The sequence below is a fragment of the Novosphingobium sp. Fuku2-ISO-50 genome (genome assembly GCF_001519055.1).
Lineage (GTDB): Bacteria > Pseudomonadota > Alphaproteobacteria > Sphingomonadales > Sphingomonadaceae > Novosphingobium.
Genome location: NZ_KQ954311.1, coordinates 6,996 through 29,824, shown reverse-complemented (window position 1 = coordinate 29,824; position 22,829 = coordinate 6,996). Strand labels below are relative to the sequence as shown.

Below are 22,829 nucleotides of genomic sequence, written 5' to 3'. Positions count from 1 at the left end.
GGACGAGCGGACCTATTTGATTTGCATGCATAAAATATGCGCAGTTGAGATATACGAATCAGGTAGCCCGCATCCGGGGGGATCGGCTTTTACCCGTCCAGTGCGCTGGACGGCTGTGCGCTCTTGATCCGGCTGGCGAGCAGTTTGTCGATCTTGCGCCCGTCCATATCGACGACTTCAAAGCGCCAGCCCTGGCTCCTGAAGATTTCGCCTTCCTGCGGCAGCTTTTTGAGCACCGACAGCGCAAACCCGGCGACCGTTGCGAAATCGCGGTCGTCGGACAAGTCGATGCCGAGCCGGTTGGCCATGGCATCGGCGGGCAAGGCGCCGGAAATCAGCAGCGATCCGTCCTCGCGCTCGATCAGCATCGGCGTATCGCCATCATCGCCATGCGCAACGAATGTCCCGGCGATCGCATCGAGCAAGTCGGCCGGGGTGACGATCCCTTCGAGATGGCCATATTCGTCGTGGACGAGCGCGAGCGCGACTTCGCCTTGCTGAATCTGGCGCAGCGCGTCCATCGCGTCGAGCTGGTCGGGCACGATCGCCGGGCGTTTCATCAGCGCGGTCAGTTCCGTCGCTTCGCCGCGCACCATGGCCTGCAACACGTCGCGCACGCGCACCACCCCGACCACGGTGTCGACCGAGCCGTCGGCGACCAGCAGCAGCGAATGCGGGCATCCGGCAATCGCCTCGCGAATCGCGGCGTCCCCCGCTTCATGGTCGATCCAGTGCAGTTCGGTGCGCGGGGTCATCACATCGCGCACCGGGCGCTCGGCCAGCCGCATCACGCTGGTCATCAGCGCGCGCTCGTCTTCCTCGATCACGCCCGAGCGGGTCGCTTCGGCAAAGATCATTTCCAGTTCTTCGGTGGTGACGTCCTGCCCGGTCGCATCGTCCATCCCGCAAAGCCGCAAGACCAGCTCTGACGAGGTATCGAGCAACCAGACCAGCGGCGCGGCAACCAGCGCGACGATCGCCATCGGTCGCGCGGCGATGACGGCGATCGGCTCGGCAGAGCGCAGCGCCAGCTGTTTGGGCACAAGCTCGCCGATCACCAGACTGCAATACGTGGTCAGGGCAATGACCAGCGCAAAGCCCGCCTCGGGCGCGATGTCCCGGCCAAGGCCGAGCGCGGCCAGCCTTTCGCCGACCGGGCCGCCGAGGCTCGATCCCGAAAAGGCGCCGGAAATGACAGCGACCAGCGTGATCCCGATTTGCGCCGTGGACAACAGCTTGCCTTGATCGTGGGCGAGGTCGAGCGCCAGCCGGGCGCTGGCGGACCCCGCTTCGGCGCGCATCTTCAACCGCGCCGGGCGCGCCGACACGATGGCCAGCTCCGACATCGAAAACAGGCCGTTGAGAACGACCAGGGCGCCAATGATGACGACATCAGTCCAGGGAAATGGTGTCACGGCTCAAGCCGCTAGCAGATTTGTTGCCTTACGCGAAGGGTTCTGCCGCTTGTCATATTCGCTTCGTTCGGATTCCATTCAGGATTGTATCGGTTATCAAGGCGTGAGCCGTGCGACGGGCTGGCAAAGCGCGTCAGTTGGGGTAGGTCTGGTCACACCAGTTGCAATCGGGATTTGGGTCATGAAAGTTCGTCGGGTTCTTGTCGCTTCGCTTTGCGCGGTGTCGCTGGTCGGTACGTCGGCCTGTGTCACCGACCCCAACACCGGCCATAAAAAGGTTTCACGCACGGCGATCGGCGCGGGTGCCGGGGTGGTCGGCGGGATTCTTCTCGGCGGGCTGATCGGCGGGGGCACCGGGCGGATCATCGGTGCGGGCATCGGCGGCATTGCCGGCGCTGCGGTCGGTTATACCATGGACAAGCAGATCAGGGAGCTGAAGGAAAAGACCGCCGGGACCGGTGTCGACGTAACGCCGGTCGACAATGGCCAGGCGATCCTCGTCAACTTGCCCGGCGGCGTGACGTTCGACACCAACAGCACGCTGCTCAAGCCGGGGTTCACCACCACGCTCGACCAGATCGCCGAAAGCCTCAACAAATATCCCAATTCGCTGGTCGACGTTTACGGTCATACCGATGCGGTGGGTTCTGACAGTTATAACCAGACGCTGTCGGAAAACCGGGCGCGCGTCGTCGCCGACTATTTCATCTCCAGGGGTGTCACTCCGGCGCGCATCCGCAGCACCGGCTTTGGCAAGACCCAGCCGATCGCATCGAACGACACCCCCGAAGGCCGCGCCGCCAACCGCCGCGTCGAAATCAAGATCGTGCCGGTTACCCAGGACGACGTCGCCCGCGCAAAGGGCAGCAACTAAGGGGCTGTTTTCTCCATTCGCGAAAGGGCGAGTGGAGACGGTGGCACCGGCCCGCGCCCGCCTCACTGTGCCATCACTTCTTCTTGACGCCGTGCCGTGCCTGCTGGCATCGGCGCGGCAAAGGAGACCGGCATGTCGATTACCCCCTGCCCGATCAATGGCCGCCCGATCAATGGCCGCCTGATCAACCCGATCGGGCTCGGCTGCATGTCGCTCAGTTGGGCCTATGGCAAGCGCCCCTCGGACGAGGACGGCATTGCCCTGCTGCATCGCGCGATCGAGCTTGGTTATGACCATTTCGACACCGCACGGCTCTATGGCCAGGGTCACAACGAAACGCTCGTCGGCGAGGCGCTGCGCGGCAAACGCGACAAAGTCTTTCTTGCCAGCAAGATGGGCATCTTTGCCAGCGGTGAACGGCGCGGTATCGACTGCAAGCCGGAAACGATCCGCGAACAGCTCGAAATCTCGCTGCGTTTGCTTCAGACCGATCATATCGACCTGTATTATATGCATCGCCGCGATTTTGCCGTGCCGATCGAGGATTCGGTCGGCGCGTTGGCGGACCTGATCAAGGAAGGAAAGATCGGGGCGATCGGGCTGTCGGAAATGTCGGCGGACACGCTGCGCCGCGCCGCGGCGGTCCATCCGGTCGCGGCCATGCAGACCGAATATTCGCCCTGGACGCGCCAGGCGGAAATCGCCGTGCTCGATGCCTGCCGCGAACTGGGGACGACGTTCGTTGCCTTTTCGCCAGTCGGGCGCGGCGCGCTGGCCAATGGCGTGGCCGATCCCGCCGCGCTTGACGAAGGCGACATCCGCCCCGGCATGCCGCGCTTCAAGGGCGCCAATTGGCAGCACAATCTTGGCCTGTTGCGCCAGTTCAACGCGCTTGCCGCCGAGGCGGGCGTCAGCCCGGCACAATTGTCGCTCGGCTGGGTGCTGTCGCGCGGCCCCCATGTCGTGGCCATCCCCGGCACCGCGAAGATGGCCCATCTCGAAGAAAACATCGCGCGCCGGGACTGGACGATCCCCGTTGACGTGGCGGCGAAGGTCGACGCGTTGATCAACCAGCAAACCGTCGCCGGTCATCGCTATGCCAAGGCCATGCAGGCCACGATCGATACCGAAGATTTCGCGGAATGCCTTGAATTGGAGGAGTAATTTCCCCTGTTTCAGAGCGTCACGATGCCCTGGCCGCGCGATCGGCCAGCCGCTCGACCGCTGCGGCATGGATCGCGGGCGCGGTCACCAGCAGGCCGAAGGCGCGCGGGTCGCGCTTGTTGAAATCGAACGGCGCGCCGAATGCATCGCTGACCGCGGCGCCCGCCTCCCGCGCGATCAGGCACGCGGCGGCGATGTCCCATTCGAAGCCCCAGCGCAAAGTCGCGAGCAGATCCGCCTCGTTCGCCGCGACCATGGCGATGCGCAGTGCGATCGAGTTGGGCTTGTCGACCATGATCAGATCCTGATCCACTTTGGCAAGACTGTCGGCGGGCACCCGCGCGCCGGGAAGTTCGCTCCGCGTGCTCGCGATCAGCGGCTGCCCGTTGCGAAAGGCGCCGCGCCCGGCGGTGGCGATCCAGAATTCATCGCGTGCCGGCGCATCGAGCAGGCCGATCAGTGCGCGCCCCGCGCTGACGAGCGCCACCGAAACACACCACCCGCTGCGCGCGTTCACGAAATCGCGTGTCCCGTCGACCGGATCGACCACCCAGCACAGCGATCGGTCAAGCCGGTCGGGGTGATCGGCGGTTTCCTCCGACAACCAGCCTGCGCTCGGCAAAAGCGTGCCCAGTTCGCGCTTTAAAAAGGCGTCGACGGCCAGATCGGCTTCACACACCGGGTTGTTCGGGCTTTTTTCCCACACTTGCGGCGCATGCCCCGCGCCCGGCCAATGCGCCATGGCCAGCCGACCGGCCTGGCGAACAATGGCTTCAAGGCGGGCATAATCGATCATCCTGATCCGGCGATGATGCAACGCGGGCGCCAAAGCAAGACCACCCTTTGGCGTAGGGGCCTTTCGGTTATTTACTCATTCGTATGCATACTTGCCTGTCACCGGGTGAGAGCGCGGGGCGCGCGCTGCATGCGCTGCAGCATGAGGCCCCTTTTCAAGCCGATAACCGTGTGCTTAAGGCGGCAGGACTCGACTGGTCCGGCGCCCCGCCGGGCCGGGCTTTCCTCCCACCGTCAAAGCGGGGAACTATCGCCATGAATGTTCATGAGTACCAGGCCAAGGAACTGCTCGCCAAGTATGGCGTCAGCATCCCAGCGGGCATTCCCGCACTGACGACCGAAGAAGCGGTCGAGGCCGCCAAGCAGCTTCCCGGACCGATCTATGTCGTCAAGGCGCAGATCCATGCCGGCGGTCGCGGCAAGGGCAAGTTCAAGGAATTGCCCGCCGACGCCAAGGGCGGCGTGCGCCTCGCCAAGTCGGTGGAAGAAGTGGCCATTCACGCGCGCGAAATGCTCGGCAACACGCTCGTCACCATCCAGACCGGCGAAGCGGGCAAGCAGGTCAACCGTCTCTATGTCACCGACGGCGTCGACATCGCCAAGGAATACTACCTGTCGCTGGTGGTTGACCGTGGCACCGGGCGCGTCGCGCTGATCGTGTCGACCGAAGGCGGCATGGACATCGAAGACGTCGCGCACAACACCCCGGAAAAGATCACCACCATCGTAATCGATCCGGCAACCGGTTTCCAGCCGCACCACGGCCGCGCGGTCGCGTTTGCGCTGAAGCTGTCGGGCGATCTCAACAAGCAGGCGCAAAAGCTGTCGAAGCAGCTGTACGAAGCATTCGTCGCGCTCGATTCCGACATGCTCGAAATCAACCCGCTGGTCGAATCGGCCGATGGCAAGCTGCTCGTGCTCGACGCCAAGATGAGCTTTGATTCGAACGCGCTCTATCGTCACCCCGATGTCGTCGCGCTGCGCGACGAAACCGAGGAAGACCCGGCCGAAATCGAAGCCAGCAAGTACGACCTCGCCTATATCAAGCTCGACGGCAACATCGGCTGCATGGTCAACGGCGCAGGCCTTGCCATGGCGACGATGGACATCATCAAGCTCAACGGCGAATTCCCCGCCAACTTCCTCGACGTGGGCGGCGGCGCCACCACCGAAAAGGTTACGGCCGCGTTCAAGATCATTCTGCGCGACCCGGCGGTGAAGGGCATTCTCGTCAACATCTTTGGCGGCATCATGAAGTGCGACATCATCGCCGACGGCATCGTTGCCGCCGCGAAGGAAGTGAACCTGCAGGTTCCCCTCGTCGTCCGCCTCGAAGGCACCAACGTGCAGCAGGGCAAGGACATCCTTGCCAACTCTGGCCTCCCCATCGTCCCCGCCAATGACCTTGGCGACGCCGCGCAGAAGATCGTGGCCGAAGTCCGGAAGGTTTCCTGAACCATGTCGATTCTCGTCAACAAGCACACCAAGGTCATCACGCAGGGGATGACCGGCAAGACCGGCGCTTTCCACACCCAGGCCGCGCTCGATTATGGCACGCAGATGGTTGCGGGCGTGACCCCCGGCAAGGGCGGCACCACCCACATCGGCCTGCCGCAGTATGACTGCGTTGCCGATGCGAAGGCCGCCACCGGCGCAACCGCTTCGTGCATCTACGTTCCGCCTCCGGGTGCGGCCGATGCCATCCTCGAAGCGATCGATGCGCAGATGGAACTGATCGTGTGCATCACCGAAGGCATTCCGGTGCTCGACATGGTGCGCGTGAAGCGTGCGCTTCAGGGTTCGAAGTCGCGCCTGATTGGGCCGAACTGCCCCGGCGTGCTGACCCCCGATGAATGCAAGATCGGCATCATGCCGGGCAGCATCTTCAAGAAGGGCAGCGTCGGCGTCGTTTCGCGCTCGGGTACGCTGACGTATGAAGCGGTGTTCCAGACCTCGAACATCGGCCTTGGTCAGACGACGGCTGTCGGCATCGGCGGCGACCCCGTCAACGGCACCAACTTCATCGACGTGCTCGAACTGTTCCTGGCCGACGAAGACACCAAGTCGATCATCATGATCGGCGAAATCGGTGGCGATGCCGAAGAACAGGCCGCGCAGTTCCTGATCGACGAAGCCAAGCGCGGCCGCAAAAAGCCGATGGCCGGCTTTATCGCAGGCCGTTCGGCGCCTCCGGGCCGCCGCATGGGCCACGCCGGAGCGATCGTTTCGGGCGGCAAGGGCGATGCGGAAAGCAAGATCGCCGCGATGGAAGCTGCGGGCATCCGCGTCAGCCCCTCGCCCAGCCTGCTGGGTGAAACGCTGGCGGACGTGCTCAAGGGCTGATCCGACCTTCGATAATCTGAAAAGGGCCGGAGGAAACTCCGGCCCTTTTTGTTTGTCGAAAAGAACGGCGCTGCCAGCTCGCTACGCTTCCCCTACAGCGCCACCCCGACTTTCAGCCCTTCAAAGACGGCTTCTTCGGCGGTGCGCGGGGTCAGCGCGTCGCCGATGAGGTGGAGCTCCAGGCCGGTTTCGGCCAGATCGCCTTCGAGCGTGGCGATGCTTTGGTGGCCGAGGGCGGTGATCAGGGTGTCGACGCCTTCGAACAGGATCGGGGCGCCGCTGGAGGCATGTTGGCAAAACACGGTCCGTTCGTCGATGCCGTAGAGCCGGGCATATGGGATCACTTCAACGCCAAGATCGTGGAGCACACCGGCCCAGTGATCGCGCACATATTGGTGGATGCGCTGGCCGGGCATGTAGCCGTCGACCGCGAGGCGCACGCGGCATCCGGCGCGGGCGAGCTTTTCGGCGAGGCCCATGCCGATCCAGTCGAGGCTCCAGTCGGCGATCAGCACGCTGGCGCCGACGTTCACTTCATTGCGCAGGACTTGCCAGGGATTGACCACATGGCCGGTTTCGGCGCCTTCGACCGGGGCCGCGCGGGGTTGCGCGCCGGTGGCGATGACCACGGCGTCGGGGGCGATCTGTTCGACCAGCGCGCGGGTCACCGGCTGGTTCAGGCGGACATCGACCCCGGCCAGCGTCATTTCGCGCGCCAGATTGGTGACGATACCGCCGAATTCGGCGCGTCCGGGCAGCATCTGGGCAAGCAGCGTCTGGCCGCCGGGCTGGCGGGCGGCTTCGCACAGGATCGCTTCGTGGCCGCGCGCGGCGGCGACGGCGGCGGCTTTCATCCCCGCCGGGCCGCCGCCCGCGATCAGGATGCGCCGCCGCTTGGCCGTCGGGGACAGCGTGCCATACGTCAGTTCGCGCCCGGTTTCGGGATGCTGGATGCACGAAATGGGATAGCCCATGTGAAAATGGCCGATGCACGCCTGATTGCAGGCGATGCAGGCGCGAATGTCGTCAAGCCGGCCCGCCGCCGCCTTGGCGGGCATTTCGGGGTCGCAGATCATCGCGCGGGTCATGCCGACCATGTCGGCGGCGCCGCTTGCCACGATGCGTTCGGCATCTTGCGGCTGGTTGATCCGCCCGGCGACGAACACCGGCGTTGCGACTTTCGCCTTGATCGCGGCGGAAAGCGGGGCGAGGTGACCGTGGGCGATCGCCATCGGCGGGGCGATGTTGACTGCGCTGCCGATCCCGGCGGATGTGCCCGCCGTGATGTTGTAATAGTCAAAGCGTCCGTCAAACGCGATCAGCGCCGTCAGGACTTCGTCGGCGGTCAGGCCTTCGCTGTCCTTTTCATCGCCGCTGATTCGCAGCCCGACGACGAAATCGGGCCCGGTCGCGGCACGGATCGCGGCGATCACCTCGTCGAGGAAGCGGCGGCGCCCGGTGTCATCGCCGCCATAGCGGTCGTCGCGCCGGTTGACGCGCGGATTGAGAAACTGGGCAGGCAGGTAGCCGTGGCTGGCGACGACTTCGACGCCGTCGAGCCCGGCGCGTTCGAGCCGGTGGGCGGCTGCGGCATAGCCCGCGATCACTTCGCCGATCATGCGCGCAGACATCGGGCGGGGGGTCACGTGAAAGCGCTCGTTGGGCACGGCCGACGGGGCATAGGCCACCGGCAGGGTGCCGTCCTGGCTTTCCATGATTTCGCGGCCCGGGTGAAACAGTTGCCCGAACAGCGCGCAGCCATGGGCATGAACCGCCTCGGCCACGCGGGTATAGCCCGCAATGCAGTCGTCGGAGATCGCCATCAGCAGATGCGAGGTATAGCGCGCGGATTCGTGGACACCGGCCACTTGCATCACGATCAGCCCGGCCCCGCCCGCCGCGCGCGCGCGATGATAGGCGATCAGCGCATCGTTGGGCACGAAAGCGGTGGGTAGCGTCGTGTCATGCCCGGTCGACAGGATCCGGTTGCGGATGGTCAGATTGCGGATCGTGATCGGCGAAAACAGAGTGGGCAACGCGGTCATGATGTCCCCGGAGTTGTTGGCGCGCGGTCAGGTTAGCTTGCGCCACCGCTTCGTCATAGCCGGGGAATTCCGGCTTCATCCAGCCGCGCGCCGCGCCTTTGTAGGCGGCATGGCCGCAGCGTCGGTCGCAGCGTTCCGCCCGGCATTGCGCGCGAAAAGCACTGCGGCTGCGGGCATCCACCACACCATGTAATCGTCATGCGCGGTCGATCCGGTCATGATCAGGATCAGCACCACGATCACGAACAGGCCCAGCCGCAAGTCCAGCGGATCGCGATTCGACAAGGCGCGCCGACCCAGCGCCAGCCAGAGCGAAATCACGCCCCATGCCGCCAGCGCGCCAAGGCCGGCCACGCGGCCCAGCCAGACCGGCGCGAGCAGTCGCCACGAGGTCGGATCGGGCGAACGGACCAGATTGAACACCAGCACATTGCGGACAAACGCCCGGGGATCCCACGCCAGCGCCAGAGCATCGGGCACCAGCCCGGCGGCAAGGCCCAGCACATAGGGCCGCCAGCGATCGGGCGGAAACAGCAGCGTCATCGCGACAAGCCCCGGCATCAGCTTGAACGAGATGCTGCATCCCACCAGCAATCCGGCCAGCGCCGCCGATCGCCCCCATGCCCAAAAGGCGCCGAGCACGAGCAGAGTGCCGATGACATCGTTATAGCCCATGGCCAGACTGGATTCCGCCAGTTCGGGCGTCGCCAGAGTTATCGCCAGCGCCAGCCAGCGCGTGTCCGACCGGCCAGGCCGCGCCGGATTGCCCGACGCCAGCACCCAGACCACCGCGCCAAGCCCGGCAACCGTCAGCGCATCGAGCCACAGCACCGCTTGCTGTCCGAACGGCAGGACGAACGGCAGATCGAGCGCGATCATCAAGGGCAGATATTTGTACCCGCCAAAGGCCGGGTCGTGCGCGTTGGCGGCGCCGTAGGGATCGATCGAGGCCGCATAGGGATTGTGCCCGGCCCACAGCAGGCGCGCGGCATCGACCGTGGTTGTCGCGACATCCGACAGCTTGGGCACCAGCATCCCGCTGACCAGATTGAGCAGCGGCACGGCCAGTGCCAGCACGACCAGCGCCCGGATGAGATGGCGGTTCGCATGACGGTGATCCCATTGCCGCCAAGCCATGCCGAGGGCGAGCAGCATGACGATCAGCGCTTCGACAATCCGCACTTTGTTCACAGATGTCAGCGACATGGCCAGAACGGTCGCCGGGACAATCCCGACCAGCGCGATCCGGCCCGCAGACGGCGCCTTGATCAGCCAGGCTTCCAGCGCCGCAAACGCCCGGCGACGGCCGAGCAGGACGACCAGATAGAGCAGAAACACCGACAGCAAGGCGGCGCGGGCCGGGCCCGATTGGAACGGCGCCGTGGGCAGCAGGATTGCAAAGTCGAGATAGGCGATGAACGGAAGAAGGCCCGGGAACGGAAGAAGGCCCGGGAACGTCAGAAGGTCTGGCGCTTGCGGTGACCGGTTTTCCTGCGCGATAACGGTTCTGCTGGACGGCATTGCGGCTTTCCGGAAAAGGCGGGCCCCCGGGGATCGATGGCCCGGACGGCGTGGCGGCACGATCAAGCCGTATCACGGTTTGCTTATCAGACGCATAACGATGGCGGTTCCGGATTTGATGTCCCGGTGGTAGAGCGCGTCCCGGCACCGGCGCATTCGCCATTCCCTGCTGTCGCACACGAGATCTCCGCATGATCGATATCGCAGCCCAAGCCGTCACAAACCCCGATCAGACTCTCGCCGTCGATGACAGCGGACAGGCCAGGCTGGTCAGCAAGCCGATCGTTTCGGAAGGAATTGACCGCCATGCCAGCGACGAGGTCCATTTCGTCAACCGGGCGGGGTGGCTTCGTGCGGCGGTGCTCGGCGCCAACGACGGCCTGCTTTCCACCGCCAGCCTGATGAGCGGCGTCGCGGCCGCTGCGGTCGGTTCGCAACAGCTTGTGCTGACCGGCGTGGCCGGGATCGTGGCCGGCGCGCTGTCGATGGCGGCGGGGGAATATGTCTCGGTCGGCAGCCAGGCCGATTCAGAACGCGCCGACCTCTTGCGCGAAGCGCGGGCATTGCGCGCCGAACCTGTGGCCGAACGCGACGAATTGAAGGCCATTTATCAGCGGCGCGGGCTTGCGCCCGATCTCGCCGGGCACGTGGCTGACGCGTTGATGCGCACCGATGCGCTCGATGCTCATGCGCGCGACGAGCTGGGACTGGCCGAGGAACAAGCCGCTAAGCCGATGCAGGCAGCCCTGGCTTCGGCTTTGAGCTTTCTGGCCGGGGGCATCATTCCGCTGGCGACGGCGCTGGTCTTTCCGGGCGCGGGCGTGCTGCTGGCGATGGCCATCGCCACGCTGGCCTGTCTGGCGCTGTTGGGCGCGCTTGGCGCCCACGCTGGCGGCGCGCCGGTCGGCAAGGGCATGGTACGCGTGACGCTGCTGGGCGGGGTGGCGCTGGCGGTGTCGGCGTGTGTGGGCCATCTGTTTCACATCGCCGCGTAACGTGTCTGTTGCCCCTCTTTCCTGCTGAGGTTTGCCCCTCTTTCCTGCTGAGGTTTGCCCCTCTTTCCTGCTGAGGTTTGAATGACACAGGACGCAGCCAAGTCCATCGAGTTCTGGCAGCGCGATGCCGACGCCAATCTGTCGGCGCTGGGCGTTGGGCGCGGCGGGCTGACGTCCGACGAAGTCGCCGGGCGGCGCGCGCGCTATGGTGCCAATGCCCTGCCCGATTCGACGCGGCGCCCGGTCTGGCTCGATTTCGTGCGGCGGCTCGCCAATCCGCTGGTGCTGATTCTGCTGGCGGCGGCGATGGCGGCGGGGATCACCGGCGATCTTGCCAGTTTTACGATCATTCTGGGGATCGTTCTGCTCTCGACTGTGCTCGATACCGTGCAGGAACGGCGCGCGGCAGCGACGGCAGAGGCGCTGAAACGCTCGATTGCGCTGACCGCGCGAGTCTTGCGCAATGGCACATGGCAGGAACGCCCGGTCGATGAGCTGGTGCCGGGGGATGTGGCCAGCATGTCTGCGGGCGATCTCGTCCCCGCCGATGGTGTCGTGCTGGAGGCGAATGCGGCGCAAGTGAATCAGGCGGCGCTGACGGGCGAATCGTTTCCGGTCGAAAAGTCCGCAGGTTTCGACGCGCAGGCCGGAATGGCCGATGCCGACAACCTGATGCTGAGCGGCAGTTCGGTGATCGGCGGCACGGTGACGATGCTGGTGGTCGAGACCGGCGCGCGCACGCGGTTTGGCGCGATTGCCAGTTCGCTCGGCGGCGATCAGGAAGTGACCGCGTTCGAAGTCGGCATTCGCCGGTTTGGCATGCTGATCGCGCGGCTAACGGTCTTTCTCGTGCTGTTTGTCCTTCTGGCGCGGCTGGCGCTGGGCAAGCCGCCGCTCGAATCGTTTCTGTTTTCGATGGCGCTGGCGGTGGGGCTGACGCCGGAACTGTTGCCGATGATCATGACGATCACGCTGGCGCGCGGGGCGCAGCGCATGGCGGCGGCAAAAGTCGTGGTCAAACGGCTGTCATCGATTCACGACCTTGGCCAGATGGACGTTCTGTGCACCGACAAGACCGGCACTCTGACCGAGGCGCGCATCGCGCTGGTCGGACATCCCGGCGTCGATGGCACCGATCGCGAGCGCGTCTACGAACTGGCGGCAGTCAATGCCAGCTTTGAAACCGGGCTGAAAAGTCCACTCGACGAAGCCTTGTTGAGCCACGGCACGCCCGGCGGCCTGAATGAATGGGCAAAGCTGGACGAGCGGCCCTTTGATTTCGAGCGGCGGCGGGTTTCGGTGCTTGCCGAAAAGGGCGAACAGCGCATCGAGATCGTCAAGGGCGCGCCCGAAACGGTGCTTGCGCTGTGTTCGCGCGTCGAACAGGCCGACGGCAGCGTGATTGCGATCGACGATGCGATCCGGGCTCAGGCCGAGGCGCTGGTTGCCGCGCGCGCGGGGGAAGGGCTGCGCATGTTGGGCGTGGCGTGGAAAGAGGCGGCGGGGCGCACGCGCATCGATATCGACGATGACGACGGCCTGATCCTTGCCGGCTATTGCGTGTTCATCGATCCGCCCAAGGCGAGCGCCCCGGCGGCACTTGCCCGGCTGGCCGAAGCGGGTGTGCGGGTAAAGCTGGTCTCGGGCGATGCGGCGGCGGTGGCGCAGCATCTCGCCGCGCAAGTCGGGCTGCCCCATGCCAACGTGCTGACCGGCGAAGAGATTACGCGGCTGACGGTCGATGCGCTCGCGGTCAAAGTCGATGAAGTCGACTTGTTTGCGCGCGTCAGCCCGGATCAAAAAGTGCGCATTGTCCACGCGCTGCGCGGGCGCGGGCACACGGTGGGCTTTATCGGCGACGGGATCAACGATGCCCCCGCGATCCGCGCCGCCGATGTCGGTCTGTCGGTCGATGGCGCGACGGATGTCGCGCGCGAGGCGGCCGACATGATCATGCTTGCGCCCGATCTGTCGGTGCTGGCCGACGGCATTGCCGAAGGGCGGCGCACGTATGCCAACATCATGAAATACTTGCGCATGGGCACCAGTTCCAACTTCGGCAACATGCTGACCATGGCGCTCGCTTCGCTGGTCCTGCCGTTCCTGCCGCTGACTGCGGTGCAAGTCCTGCTCAACAATCTGCTCTATGACATGTCGCAGACCGGCATTCCGTTTGACCACGCCGATCCGCCGCTGCTCAAACGCCCCCACGGCTGGGACATAAAGGCGCTCGTCCGCTTCACCGCGATCATGGGGCCGCTGTCATCGGTGTTCGACATCGCCACGTTTGCCCTGCTGCTCTGGGTTTTCCATGTCGATGTGCCGACATTCCGCGCGGCCTGGTTCGTCGAATCGATGGCAACGCAGATCCTCGTCGTGCTGATCATCCGCACCAGCGGGGCGGCCTGGCGTCTGCCCCCGCATCGGATACTGGCCGCGACGCTGTTCGGCAGCCTGGCGGTCGCGCTGATCCTGCCGTGGCTGCCGCTGGCCGGGATGCTGGGTTTCGAGCCGCTCGGGGCGGGGCTCAGCCTGTCGATCGCCGGGCTGGTGATCGCCTATCTGCTGCTGGCAGAACTGCTCAAGCGCTGGGCTTTGCCTGCGGCTGAGCGGATGGTTATCGGCGCTCGATAGAACAGGAAATGCGAGGGCCGGGTGGCCCTCGCATTCATGGTTATCGGTGCTTGCGCAAAGGGTGCGCCCGCTCAGTGATGGCCGTTGTTGCCGCGCGGGAAATGCGGCATGCGCACGCCCTGCCTCGGCGATACCGAGCCATGGAGCGGCTGGTAACTGTGCGGTCCCTGCGGCGCCTGATGCACGAAATGGGTGCGATCGCCGCGGACATAGGCACGGTCGCCATCGCCGTGGCGATAATAGAAATAGCCGTCATCGCCCCAATAGCCATCGTTGACCGGGCCATAATAGCCATCGTACCAGCCGTCGTAGGCATAAGGCTCCGGGCCATAGACAGCCGGGCCACCAAAGCCGTAGTCGGCCATACAGGCAGAAAGCGGCAAGCTGGCCAACGCCAGCAGCGTCACAGTCAGAACACGTTTCATGGCAACATCTCCTCCAAACGGATCGCGCCATGTTTACACCTTTCGGCGTGGCGGGCATCGTTATCTTGCGACTATCAGCCCCAGCCTGACCATGACCTGATCAGCCCGTTCATGCCGGGGACATGAGGGCGCGAGTGGCCCTTGCGCTTGGCATTCTTTCGCCTTCTCACCCGATGATTCGATAGGGCACCAGTTCGCGCCGCGCCGGGTCGACATCGATCGCCTTGTCGCTGGGGGGAAAGGCGCGTTGGTCGCATTGGTCGCGCGGGCAGATGCGGCATGACGCGCCGATACGGGCCACAGCGTCATCGGAGGCGAGGTTCAAGCCATCGGCATAGATGAATTCGGCGGCGTGGGTGGCTTCGCAGCCCAGAGCGACGGCATAGCGGCGCGGCGGCCGGTAATAGCTGCCCGACGGTTTGACCAGGCCCTTGGCGACCGAGACATAGCGGATGCCATCGGGCATTTCGGACAGTTGGACGTGGATGCGGTCGGGGATGGCGACGGCTTCGTGGACGATCCACAGCGGGCAGGCGCCGCCGAAGCGGCCGAATTGCAGGCGCGTGGCAGAATGGCGCTTGGTGATATTGCCGGCCATGTCGACGCGGCAGAAAAACACCGGAATACCGCGCGCGCGCGGGCGTTGCAGCGTGGACAGGCGGTGACAGCATTGTTCGAAGCTGGTGTGGAACATCAGACGCAGGCGGTCGATGTCGTGGCGAAGCTCGCGCGCGGCCGTGCGAAAACGTTCATAGGGCATGAGCAGCGCGCCGGCGGCATAGTTGCCAAGCCCGATGGTCAGAATGTGGCGGGCGGCCGCGCTTTGCAAGGCGGCGGCTTCGACGATGGCGGCGATCGGGCGCGACAGCGCGAGCGCGGCGACCTGATAGGCAAGATGGAACCGCCCGCTTTCGATCGGCTGGTTTGAATCGAGTTCGAGATGGCGGCGGTCGGCGTCAAAGCGGCGCAGCGGGCCGCCGCTGGTCCAGGCGATGGAGACCCCGTTGGCGCGCAGCCAGGATTGCATCGACTGGACGCGGGGGCTCAGATCGCTTCCGGCGATTTCGGCGGCAAGGTCTTCGGCTTCGCGGTCGAGCGGATCGACATAGTTGTTGGCATGGTGAAACCAGTCGCGCACTTCCTCCCACGGCAGGCGACCGCCGCCCGCGACAGTGCTGCCGATCGTTTCGTCAAGCATGTCGAGGCGCAGCCGGGTCTGCGCGTGAAGGCTGTGAAGCTGTACGAACAGATCGGCAAAGCCGGGGAACTGGCGCGCGAGGCGTTCGACCGTTTCGCCGGGCAAGTCGCCGGGCAATTGCGGATCGGCCAGCGCATCGTGCAGCGCGCGGATCAGCGCGTCGCCGCCCGCCGGTGCAAGATCGGCCCAATCGAGCGGAAACGCGGCGCGCAAGGCGTCGGCCAGCGCGGGGGTAAGGTGGCGTTCGTCGTTTTCGAGTTGCGAGAGGTAGGAGGCACTGATTCCAAGGGCTTGTGCCATGTCGGCCTGACGCAAGGCGCGGCGTGCGCGCAGCGTGCGCAGTTGCGCCCCGGCAAACAGGCGTTGGCGCGTGCTCACGTGTTTCGGCCTTTCTTTGCAAAGTTTCGCTTCACAACTTTGCAGCTTAACATTGGACACAGCGGTGGCAATGCGCCATTCGCGCGCAATCGTATTACCACGGGAAGAGGCAGCAAGGCAGACCATGTCCGCGAACATTGCCGAAATGGAAAAGCGTCGCGCCGCAGCGCGGCTGGGCGGGGGCCAACGCCGCATTGATGCGCAGCATGCCAAGGGCAAGCTGACCGCACGCGACCGCATCGACATCCTGCTCGACGAAGGAAGCTTCGAAGAAGAAGGCACCTATGTCGAGCATAACTGCATCGATTTCGGCATGCCCGATACGGTTGTCCCGGGCGATGGCGTGGTCACCGGATCGGGCACGATCAACGGTCGGCTGGTCTATGTCTTTGCGCAGGATTTCACGGTGTTTGGCGGCGCGGTTTCCGAACGCCACGCGATGAAGATCTGCAAGGTCATGGATACGGCGATGAAAGTCGGCGCGCCGGTGATCGGGATCAACGATTCGGGCGGCGCGCGCATTCAGGAAGGCGTGGCCAGCCTTGGCGGTTATGCCGAAATCTTTCAGCGCAATGTCAATGCCTCGGGTGTGATTCCGCAGATCTCGCTGATCATGGGGCCTTGCGCGGGCGGCGCGGTCTATTCCCCGGCGATGACCGACTTCATCTTCATGGTGAAAGACTCGAGCTACATGTTCGTCACCGGGCCCGACGTGGTCAAGACGGTGACCAACGAGATCGTCACGCAGGAAGAGCTGGGCGGCGCGATCACGCATACGACCAAGACCTCGGTTGCCGATCTGGCGTGTGAAAACGACATCGACGCGCTGCTCGCAACGCGCGAATTTTTCGATTTCCTGCCGCTGACCAACCAGACCGGCGTGCCGGTGCGGCCCAGCAGCGATCCGTGGGACCGGATGGATGAAAGCCTTGACACGCTGATCCCCGCTTCGGCGACGCAGCCCTACGACATGCACGAAGTGATCCGCAAAGTGCTCGACGAGGGCGACTTCTTTGAAGTCCAGCCCAAGCACGCGGGCAACATCATCTGCGGCTTTGGTCGTATCGAGGGCCGCACGGTGGGTGTCGTCGCCAACCAGCCGCTGGTGCTGGCGGGCGTGCTCGACATCAATTCGTCGAAGAAAGCCGCGCGCTTCGTGCGGTTCTGCGATGCGTTCGAGATTCCGATCCTGACTTTTGTCGATGTGCCCGGCTTCCTGCCCGGCACCGCGCAAGAGCATAACGGCATCATCAAGCACGGCGCCAAGCTGTTGTTTGCCTATGCCGAGGCGACCGTGCCCAAGATCACCGTGATTACGCGCAAGGCCTATGGCGGCGCCTATGACGTGATGGCCTCGAAGCATCTGCGCGGCGATCTCAACTATGCCTGGCCGACGGCGGAAATCGCGGTGATGGGCGCCAAGGGCGCGGTCGAGATCATTTTCCGGGGTCTCGATGCCGAAGGGATCGCGCAAAAGACCAAGGAATACGAAGACCGCTTCGCCAATCCGTTTGTCGCCGCGGCCAAGGGCTTCATCGACGAAGTGATCCACCCGCATTCGACCCGTCGCCGCATTGCGCTGGGTCTGCGCAAGCTGCGGCACAAGGCGCTCGAAAACCCCTGGAAGAAGCACGACAATATCCCGTTGTAAGGCGAGGGGGGGAACAAGTCATGAAACTGGGACGTTTGAACCATATCGGCGTGGCGACGCCCGATCTCGATGCCTCGATCGCGTTTTATCGCGATGTCATGGGCGCGACCGACATTACCGAGCCGTTTGTGCTCGAATCGCAAATGGTGCGCGTGGCCTTCGTCAACACGCCGGGCGAGAACGGCACCGCGGGCACTCAGATCGAATTGCTGCAACCGACCGTCACCGATTCCGCCGTCGGCAAGTGGCTGGAAAAGAACCCGCTCGGGGGGCAGCACCACATCTGTTACGAAGTGCCCGACATCCATGCCGCCAAGGCGTGGTTTGAGGCCAAGGGCAAGAAAGTGCTCGGCGAACCGCGCATCGGTGCGCACGGCACGATGATCTTCTTTGTCCACCCCAAAGACATGGGCGGGCAACTGACCGAAATCATGGAAACGCCCAAAGGCGCCCACTGAGCGCGCGCGAAGGACGAGGATTACGATGGCAACGCTCGACGACTGGCAAAAAGCGGCCGCAAAAGAGGTCAAGGGCAAAGACCTGACCTGGCACACCCCCGAAGGCATCGCGGTCAAGCCGCTTTATACGCCCGAGGATGTGACACAAGAGCCCGGCCTGCCGGGCTTTGCGCCGTTCACGCGCGGGGTGCGCGCCTCGATGTATGCCGGGCGTCCGTGGACGATCCGCCAATACGCCGGGTTTTCGACCGCCGAGGAATCCAACGCGTTCTATCGCCGCAATCTCGCCGCCGGGCAAAAAGGCCTGTCGGTCGCATTCGATCTGGCCACTCATCGCGGCTATGACAGCGATCATCCGCGCGTCGTCGGCGATGTCGGCAAGGCGGGCGTGGCGATCGACAGCGTCGAGGACATGAAGATCCTGTTCGACGGGATTCCGCTCGATCAGATGTCGGTGTCGATGACGATGAACGGCGCGGTCATCCCGATCCTGGCATTTTTCATTGTCGCGGGTCAGGAACAGGGGGTTCCGACCGCACAGCTCGACGGCACGATCCAGAACGACATCCTCAAGGAGTTCATGGTTCGCAACACCTATATCTATCCCCCCGAACCGTCGATGCGCCTGATCTCGGACATCTTTGCCTATACCAGCGCAAACATGCCGAAATTCAATTCGATCTCGATTTCCGGCTATCACATGCAGGAAGCCGGCGCGACGCAAGTCCAGGAACTGGCGTTCACGATCGCCGACGGGATGGAATATGTGAAATACGGGGTCGCCTCGGGCCTCGATATCGACAAGTTCGCCGGGCGTCTGTCGTTCTTTTTCGCGATCGGGATGAACTTCTTCATGGAAGTCGCCAAGCTGCGCGCCGCGCGCGTGCTGTGGCACCGGGTCATGACGAAGCTCGGCGCGGCTGATGAACGCTCGAAAATGCTGCGCACCCATTGCCAGACGTCGGGCGTGTCGTTGCAGGAACAGGATCCCTACAACAACGTCATCCGCACCACGATCGAGGCGATGGCGGCGATGCTGGGCGGCACGCAGTCGCTGCACACCAATGCGCTCGACGAAGCGATCGCGCTGCCGACCGATTTTTCGGCGCGCATTGCCCGCAACACGCAGATCGTGATCCAGGAAGAAACGGGCATGTGCAACGTGGTCGATCCGCTGGGCGGGTCGTACTACATCGAAGCGCTGACCCAGCAACTGGTCGATCAGGCCTGGACGATCATCGAGCGCGTCGAAGCCGAAGGCGGCATGGCCAAGGCGGTCGCCGCCGGCTGGCCCAAGGCGATGATCGAGGAAGCCGCCGCCGCGCGTCAGGCTCGCGTGGACCGGGGCGAAGACGTGATCGTCGGGGTGAACAAGTATCGCCTTGGCACCGAAGACAAGATCGACACGCTCGACATCGACAACCATGCCGTGCGTGAATCGCAGATCGCGCGCATTCGCCAGGTGCGTCAGACCCGTGACGAGGCGAAGTGCCAGGCGGCGCTGGCTGCCATGCGCGAAGGCGCGGCGGGCAACGCCAATCTGCTGGAACTGGCCGTCGAAGCCGCGCGGCATCGCGCCACGCTCGGCGAAATTTCCGACGCGATGGAAACGGTGTTTGGCCGCCACGGTACTTTCCCGACCCCGGTCAAGGGCGTCTATGGCGCGGCCTACGCGGGCGATTCCCGTTATCAGCAAGTGCTCGACGGGGTCGAAGCCGTTTCGCGTCGGCTGGGGCGCAAGCCGCGCCTGCTCGTCGCCAAGATGGGCCAGGACGGACACGATCGCGGCGCCAATGTCATCGCATCGGCCTTTTCCGACATGGGCTTTGACGTGACCAGCGGCCCCCTGTTCCAGACCCCGCCGGAAACGTGCGCGCTGGCTTTGGAAAAGGGTGTCGATGCGATCGGGGCTTCCTCGCTCGCCGCCGGGCACAAGACGCTGATCCCCGAACTGATCGGCCTGCTGCGCGAAGCGGGGCGCAGCGACATCAAGGTCGTCGCCGGCGGCGTCATCCCGCCGCACGATTACGAATACTTGCGCGAAGCCGGGGTGCAGGGGATCTATGGCCCGGGCTCGAACGTGGTCGAATGCGCCGCCGACATGCTGCGCCTGCTCGGTCACAACATGCCCCCCATCGGCGAAGCACTGCAAGCGACGGAATGACCGCCTGATTACAGGTATCGAAAATGACGCGGCGCCGGGCGCCACGGCACATGCTGCATCAAGAAAGCTGGGATTGCGATGTTCAAGAAGATCCTCATTGCCAACCGGGGTGAAATCGCCTGCCGCGTGATCAAGACCGCACGCCGCATGGGCATCGCTACCGTGGCCGTTTATTCCGATGCCGACGCGCGCGCGCCGTTTGTGCAGATGGCCGATGAAGCCGTGCATATCGGGCCCGCGCCCGCCGCGCAGAGCTATCTGATCGCCGACAAGATCATTGCCGCCTGCAAGCAGACTGGCGCCGATGCGGTACACCCCGGCTATGGCTTCCTGTCCGAACGCACCAGCTTTGCCGAGGCGCTGGCTGCCGAAGGTATCGCCTTTGTCGGCCCCCCCGTGGGCGCAATCGCGGCGATGGGCGACAAGATCGAATCGAAGAAACTGGCCAAGGCAGCGGGCGTCAATGTCGTGCCCGGCTTCGTCGGCGAGATCGAGGATACCGAGCACGCTGTCCGCATCTCCGACGAGATCGGCTATCCGGTGATGATGAAGGCTTCGGCCGGCGGCGGCGGCAAGGGCATGCGCCTCGCCTACAACGAAAAGGACGTCCGCGAAGGCTTCGAGGCGGTGAAGCGCGAAGGGCTCAATTCGTTTGGCGACGATCGCGTGTTCATCGAGAAGTTCATTCTCAACCCGCGTCACATCGAAATCCAGATCCTGGGCGATCAGCACGGCAACATTCTCTATCTCAACGAGCGCGAATGCTCGATCCAGCGCCGCCACCAGAAAGTGGTCGAAGAAGCGCCTTCGCCGTTCGTCACGCCCAAAATGCGCAAGGCGATGGGCGAACAGTGCGTCGCGCTGTCGCGCGCGGTGGGCTATTATTCCGCAGGCACGGTCGAACTGATCGTGTCGGGCGCCGATGTGACCGGCGAGAGCTTCTACTTCCTCGAAATGAATACCCGGCTTCAGGTCGAACACCCGGTGACCGAGGCGATCACCGGGATCGACCTTGTCGAACAGATGATCCGCGTCGCGGCAGGCGAACGCCTTGCCTTCACGCAGGATGACATCGGCATCGACGGCTGGTCGATCGAAAACCGCGTCTATGCCGAAGATCCCTATCGCGGCTTCCTGCCCTCGACCGGGCGGCTGGTGCGCTATCAGCCGCCGGTGACGGGCTGGGAAGATGACGGCGCGGCCAATGGTCGGCGCGGCGTGGACGGCGTGCGCATCGATGACGGCGTCTATGAAGGCGGCGAAGTCTCGATGTTCTATGACCCGATGATCGCCAAGCTGATCACCTGGGCCCCGACGCGCGACGAAGCCGCCGACAAGCAAGTTGCCGCGCTCGATGCCTTCGAGATCGAAGGCCTTGGCCACAATATCGATTTCGTCAGCGCGATCATGCAGCATCCGCGCTTTCGCTCGGGTGAACTGACCACCGGGTTCATCGCCGAAGAATATCCCGAAGGGTTTCATGGCGCCCCGGCGAGCCATGCGTTGAAGCGCAGTCTGGCCGCGATTGCCGGGTTCCTTGCCACCGCGCGCGCCGACCGCGCGCGCCGCGTCGACGGGCAATTGGGCGATCGGCTCGATCCGCCGGGCGAATGGGCGATCAAGGTCGGCTCGGATCCTTTCGCGGTTTCGCTCGAGGCCGATCTGGTGACCGTCGATGGCACAGCGATCGATCTCGAACTCGAATATACGCCGGGCGACACGCTGGTTCTTGCCGAAGTCGATGGCGAGCCGCTGACCGTCAAGGTCGAACCGCTGCGCACCGGTTTTCGTCTGACCACGCGCGGCGCGATTCACCTCGTCGAGGTTCTGCCGCAGCGGATCGCGCATCTGTCGGCGTACATGATCGAAAAGATCCCGCCGGATCTGTCGCGGTTCCTGATCTGCCCGATGCCGGGTCTGCTCGTCGCGCTGCATGTCCAGCCCGGCGATTCGGTCGAGGCCGGCCAGCCGCTCGCTGTGGTCGAAGCGATGAAGATGGAAAATATCCTGCGCGCGGAAAAGGCCGGTACGGTCAAGAGCGTCAACGCCAAGGCCGGAGACAGCCTTGCCGTGGATGCGATTATCCTTGAAATGGAATGAGTTATAGAGGCGGGCGCGGCGGCTGACACCGGCGCGCCCGCCACGGGATTGCCGCGATTCGCTAGTTGACGTTTACGTAAGCGCCAATTAGAGGGCGCGCATCTGGAACGAAAGGCCGAGGAAGCAATGAAAGCGCTGGTCACGGTAAAGCGTGTGATCGACTACAACGTGAAGCCGCGGGTGAAGGCGGACGGCACGGGGGTTGATCTCGCGAACGTCAAGATGAGCATGAACCCGTTTGACGAGATTGCGGTCGAGGAAGCCATTCGCCTGAAGGAAAAGGGCGTGGTTACCGAGATCGTGGTGGTTTCGGTCGGCCCGGCAAAGGCGCAGGAAACCTTGCGCACGGCGCTGGCGATGGGCGCGGATCGGGCGATTTTGGTGTCGACCGATGACGAAGTCGAACCGCTGGCCGTGGCCAAGATCGTCAAGGCGATTGCGGACGAAGAAGCGCCCGGTCTGATCATCACGGGCAAGCAGGCGATCGACGACGACAGCAACCAGACGGGGCAGATGATTGCCGCGTTGCTGGGTCGCGGCCAGGGCACCTTTGCCAACGAAATCAGCGTCGAAGGCGATGCTGTTGTGGTCAAGCGTGAAATCGACGGCGGTCTTGAAACGGTGAGCCTGGCGCTGCCGGCGGTGATCACGGCGGACTTGCGGCTGAAT

General features: G+C 64.3%; 17 protein-coding genes. 11 read left to right on the top strand and 6 right to left on the bottom strand.

Annotated features, from left to right (window positions below):
- Positions 1 to 89: 89 nt before the first annotated feature.
- Positions 90 to 1,415: a hemolysin family protein gene (locus AQZ50_RS19625; RefSeq protein WP_067749321.1), complete on the bottom strand. Its 1,326-nt coding sequence runs from the start codon at positions 1,413 to 1,415 to the stop codon at positions 90 to 92.
- Positions 1,416 to 1,596: 181 nt separating this feature from the next.
- Here AQZ50_RS19625 and AQZ50_RS19620 point away from each other — a divergent pair, with 181 nt between their 5' ends.
- Both AQZ50_RS19620 and AQZ50_RS19615 read left to right on the top strand, forming a co-directional pair.
- The gene (locus AQZ50_RS19620) at positions 1,597 to 2,289 is read left to right on the top strand and encodes a YiaD family glycine zipper/OmpA-like lipoprotein (protein WP_067749319.1); all 693 of its coding nucleotides are present in this window, start codon (positions 1,597 to 1,599) and stop codon (positions 2,287 to 2,289) included.
- Between the two features lie 132 nt (positions 2,290 to 2,421).
- Positions 2,422 to 3,453, top strand: coding sequence for an aldo/keto reductase (locus AQZ50_RS19615; RefSeq protein ID WP_067749328.1), 1,032 nt, complete (start codon positions 2,422 to 2,424; stop codon positions 3,451 to 3,453).
- Positions 3,454 to 3,472: 19 nt separating this feature from the next.
- Here the strand turns inward: AQZ50_RS19615 and AQZ50_RS19610 are convergent, their stop codons facing one another.
- The gene (locus AQZ50_RS19610; RefSeq protein WP_067749325.1) at positions 3,473 to 4,249 is read right to left on the bottom strand and encodes a 3'(2'),5'-bisphosphate nucleotidase CysQ; all 777 of its coding nucleotides are present in this window, start codon (positions 4,247 to 4,249) and stop codon (positions 3,473 to 3,475) included.
- Positions 4,250 to 4,503: 254 nt separating this feature from the next.
- On the opposite strand from AQZ50_RS19610, the gene sucC reads away from it, so the two are divergent.
- Together sucC and sucD are read left to right on the top strand one after the other, a co-directional pair.
- Positions 4,504 to 5,703, top strand: a complete 1,200-nt coding sequence (sucC, locus tag AQZ50_RS19605; protein WP_067749317.1) for an ADP-forming succinate--CoA ligase subunit beta — start codon at positions 4,504 to 4,506, stop codon at positions 5,701 to 5,703.
- Positions 5,704 to 5,706: 3 nt separating this feature from the next.
- Entirely contained in the window at positions 5,707 to 6,591 is an 885-nt protein-coding gene (gene sucD / locus AQZ50_RS19600) for a succinate--CoA ligase subunit alpha (RefSeq protein ID WP_067749314.1), read from the top strand.
- A 92-nt stretch (positions 6,592 to 6,683) separates the two neighbouring features.
- On the opposite strand, the gene AQZ50_RS19595 is transcribed toward sucD, so the two are convergent.
- Together AQZ50_RS19595 and AQZ50_RS19590 are read right to left on the bottom strand one after the other, a co-directional pair.
- Positions 6,684 to 8,636: an oxidoreductase gene (locus AQZ50_RS19595; protein ID WP_067749311.1), complete on the bottom strand. Its 1,953-nt coding sequence runs from the start codon at positions 8,634 to 8,636 to the stop codon at positions 6,684 to 6,686.
- Positions 8,637 to 8,711: 75 nt separating this feature from the next.
- Positions 8,712 to 10,157, bottom strand: coding sequence for a glycosyltransferase 87 family protein (locus AQZ50_RS19590; protein WP_067749302.1), 1,446 nt, complete (start codon positions 10,155 to 10,157; stop codon positions 8,712 to 8,714).
- A gap of 191 nt (positions 10,158 to 10,348) precedes the next feature.
- Between AQZ50_RS19590 and AQZ50_RS19585 the strand changes: the two genes are divergently transcribed.
- Together AQZ50_RS19585 and mgtA are read left to right on the top strand one after the other, a co-directional pair.
- A complete protein-coding gene (locus AQZ50_RS19585; RefSeq protein ID WP_156427460.1) occupies positions 10,349 to 11,152 on the top strand; it encodes a VIT1/CCC1 transporter family protein in 804 nt (267 codons plus the stop codon).
- 81 nt (positions 11,153 to 11,233) lie between these two features.
- Complete coding sequence (mgtA, locus tag AQZ50_RS19580; RefSeq protein ID WP_067749299.1) at positions 11,234 to 13,786, top strand: magnesium-translocating P-type ATPase; 2,553 nt, start codon at positions 11,234 to 11,236, stop codon at positions 13,784 to 13,786.
- Between the two features lie 71 nt (positions 13,787 to 13,857).
- Here mgtA and AQZ50_RS19575 read toward each other — a convergent pair whose 3' ends face one another.
- Both AQZ50_RS19575 and AQZ50_RS19570 read right to left on the bottom strand, forming a co-directional pair.
- Positions 13,858 to 14,211, bottom strand: a complete 354-nt coding sequence (locus AQZ50_RS19575; RefSeq protein WP_197412570.1) for a hypothetical protein — start codon at positions 14,209 to 14,211, stop codon at positions 13,858 to 13,860.
- Between the two features lie 166 nt (positions 14,212 to 14,377).
- On the bottom strand, positions 14,378 to 15,787 hold the full coding sequence (locus tag AQZ50_RS19570) for a helix-turn-helix domain-containing protein (RefSeq protein WP_067749295.1): 1,410 nt from the start codon (positions 15,785 to 15,787) through the stop codon (positions 14,378 to 14,380).
- 124 nt (positions 15,788 to 15,911) lie between these two features.
- Here AQZ50_RS19570 and AQZ50_RS19565 point away from each other — a divergent pair, with 124 nt between their 5' ends.
- The 5 genes from AQZ50_RS19565 to AQZ50_RS19545 form a co-directional block, all read left to right on the top strand.
- Complete coding sequence (locus AQZ50_RS19565; RefSeq protein WP_067749292.1) at positions 15,912 to 17,438, top strand: acyl-CoA carboxylase subunit beta; 1,527 nt, start codon at positions 15,912 to 15,914, stop codon at positions 17,436 to 17,438.
- Between the two features lie 20 nt (positions 17,439 to 17,458).
- Positions 17,459 to 17,896 carry a methylmalonyl-CoA epimerase gene (mce, locus tag AQZ50_RS19560; protein ID WP_067749289.1) on the top strand — a complete coding sequence of 146 codons (438 nt, stop codon included), beginning with the start codon at positions 17,459 to 17,461 and terminating at the stop codon, positions 17,894 to 17,896.
- Between the two features lie 25 nt (positions 17,897 to 17,921).
- On the top strand, positions 17,922 to 20,060 hold the full coding sequence (gene scpA, locus AQZ50_RS19555) for a methylmalonyl-CoA mutase (protein ID WP_067749286.1): 2,139 nt from the start codon (positions 17,922 to 17,924) through the stop codon (positions 20,058 to 20,060).
- A 78-nt stretch (positions 20,061 to 20,138) separates the two neighbouring features.
- A complete protein-coding gene (locus tag AQZ50_RS19550) occupies positions 20,139 to 22,160 on the top strand; it encodes an acetyl-CoA carboxylase biotin carboxylase subunit (RefSeq protein WP_067749284.1) in 2,022 nt (673 codons plus the stop codon).
- 126 nt (positions 22,161 to 22,286) lie between these two features.
- On the top strand, positions 22,287 to 22,829 hold a 543-nt coding region (locus AQZ50_RS19545), incomplete at its 3' end, for an electron transfer flavoprotein subunit beta/FixA family protein (RefSeq protein WP_067749283.1).

Excerpts from the sequence above, each read along its gene's own strand:
- AQZ50_RS19620 (WP_067749319.1), top strand. The coding sequence starts at position 1,597 with ATGAAAGTTCGTCGGGTTCTTGTCGCTTCGCTTTGCGCGGTGTCGCTG.
- AQZ50_RS19615 (WP_067749328.1), top strand. The coding sequence starts at position 2,422 with ATGTCGATTACCCCCTGCCCGATCAATGGCCGCCCGATCAATGGCCGC.
- AQZ50_RS19610 (WP_067749325.1), bottom strand. The coding sequence starts at position 4,249 with ATGATCGATTATGCCCGCCTTGAAGCCATTGTTCGCCAGGCCGGTCGG.
- sucC (WP_067749317.1), top strand. The coding sequence starts at position 4,504 with ATGAATGTTCATGAGTACCAGGCCAAGGAACTGCTCGCCAAGTATGGC.
- sucD (WP_067749314.1), top strand. The coding sequence starts at position 5,707 with ATGTCGATTCTCGTCAACAAGCACACCAAGGTCATCACGCAGGGGATG.
- AQZ50_RS19595 (WP_067749311.1), bottom strand. The coding sequence starts at position 8,636 with ATGACCGCGTTGCCCACTCTGTTTTCGCCGATCACGATCCGCAATCTG.
- AQZ50_RS19590 (WP_067749302.1), bottom strand. The coding sequence starts at position 10,157 with ATGCCGTCCAGCAGAACCGTTATCGCGCAGGAAAACCGGTCACCGCAA.
- AQZ50_RS19585 (WP_156427460.1), top strand. The coding sequence starts at position 10,349 with ATGATCGATATCGCAGCCCAAGCCGTCACAAACCCCGATCAGACTCTC.
- mgtA (WP_067749299.1), top strand. The coding sequence starts at position 11,234 with ATGACACAGGACGCAGCCAAGTCCATCGAGTTCTGGCAGCGCGATGCC.
- AQZ50_RS19575 (WP_197412570.1), bottom strand. The coding sequence starts at position 14,211 with ATGAAACGTGTTCTGACTGTGACGCTGCTGGCGTTGGCCAGCTTGCCG.
- AQZ50_RS19565 (WP_067749292.1), top strand. The coding sequence starts at position 15,912 with ATGTCCGCGAACATTGCCGAAATGGAAAAGCGTCGCGCCGCAGCGCGG.
- mce (WP_067749289.1), top strand. The coding sequence starts at position 17,459 with ATGAAACTGGGACGTTTGAACCATATCGGCGTGGCGACGCCCGATCTC.
- scpA (WP_067749286.1), top strand. The coding sequence starts at position 17,922 with ATGGCAACGCTCGACGACTGGCAAAAAGCGGCCGCAAAAGAGGTCAAG.
- AQZ50_RS19550 (WP_067749284.1), top strand. The coding sequence starts at position 20,139 with ATGTTCAAGAAGATCCTCATTGCCAACCGGGGTGAAATCGCCTGCCGC.